Annotated in this window: 1 protein-coding gene; it reads left to right on the forward strand. The window is 62.4% G+C overall.

The genetic code is table 11. The annotated features are described in order from the left end of the window. Window positions 1-61 precede the first annotated feature (61 nt). A complete protein-coding gene (locus BN874_RS11445; protein WP_034433384.1) occupies window positions 62-1,084 on the forward strand; it encodes a transposase in 1,023 nt (340 codons plus the stop codon). Window positions 1,085-1,186 lie beyond the last annotated feature (102 nt).

Consider the following 1,186-nt stretch of genomic DNA (forward strand, 5'->3'; position numbering starts at 1 on the left):
CTCACCACCTATCAGTTTTAGGTAAAATTTGAAGCGGATAGGCTTTAGGTTGAGAGGAACGATGGGAACCGTCAGAAAACTGGCTGATGAGGTGGAACGAGGGCTTGGCGAAGCGCATCCGCGACTGCGCAAGACGGTGGTCAAGAAGCTTGCGTTGGCGGTGGGCGCGATGATCGAGGGCCAAACGCCGAACACGGTGGAACTGGCCAACCTGCTGCCGTTGGAAACGGAGCGTCAGGACATGCGCGAACAGTGGCTGAGGCGTTTGCTGAAGAACCCGCTGCTGCCCGGCTCGGCGCTGATGGAGCCATTTGCCACGGAGGAACTGGCCAAGGCCTGTCGACACGGTCAGACCGTGTTGCTGAGCCTGGACCAGACCGACCTGGGTGACCGGATGGCGGTATTGATGGTGAGCCTGCGGGTCGGTGACCGGGCGCTGCCGCTGGCGTGGCTGGCCAAAGAAGGGGCGGCCAACATCGGGTTCGAAGGCCAGAGGACCGTGCTGGAGCAGGTACTGGCCTGGTTACCGGAAGAGGCGGAAGTGGTGCTGTTGGCGGACCGGTTTTATCCCTCATCCGATCTGTTCGGCTGGCTCGAGGCCCAGGGCTGGGGCTACCGGCTGCGACTGAAGGGCAACCTGCTGGCGGATCCAGGCCATGGCGCCGAGGTGACCACCGGGGAGTTGGCGCAAGGCGTGACCGAACGCCATCTGCCGGGAGTGAGGCTGTTCGCACGGGGCGTCATGACGAACCTGGGCATTCTTCACGAGGCCGGCCACCCCGAGCCGTGGATCATTGCCATGGACTGCACACCCAACCGGGCGGCGGTGCTGGACTACGCCGCGCGCTGGGCCATCGAGCCGATGTTCTCCGACTTTAAGGGCCGGGGCTTCGAGCTGGGAGGCTCGCAACTCGGGCACGACGACCGCCTGGAGCGGCTGATCCTTATCATGTCGCTGGCGATGTACTGGTGTGTCCGCATCGGTCAGGAGGATGCCTTGAACCGCCCGACGCCGCTCGAAAAAAAACACAACAGCAGAGCGATCCAGGCCATTGGAGCTTCAAAAAGCTCCAGCGTAGCTTAGTATCCTGGTTCACCCGGGGACTGCGCCGCCTGAAGAGGTGCCTGCAAAATGACATCCCCCTGCCAGCGTTTCATGGGGGCGTGAGAAACTGATAGGTGGTAA

The sequence above is a fragment of the Candidatus Contendobacter odensis Run_B_J11 genome (assembly GCF_000531125.1).
Taxonomy (GTDB): Bacteria; Pseudomonadota; Gammaproteobacteria; order Competibacterales; family Competibacteraceae; genus Contendibacter; species Contendibacter odensensis.

Bases quoted from the DNA above. Each gene is read 5' to 3' on its own strand.
- BN874_RS11445 (WP_034433384.1), top strand. From the start codon at position 62: ATGGGAACCGTCAGAAAACTGGCTGATGAGGTGGAACGAGGGCTTGGC.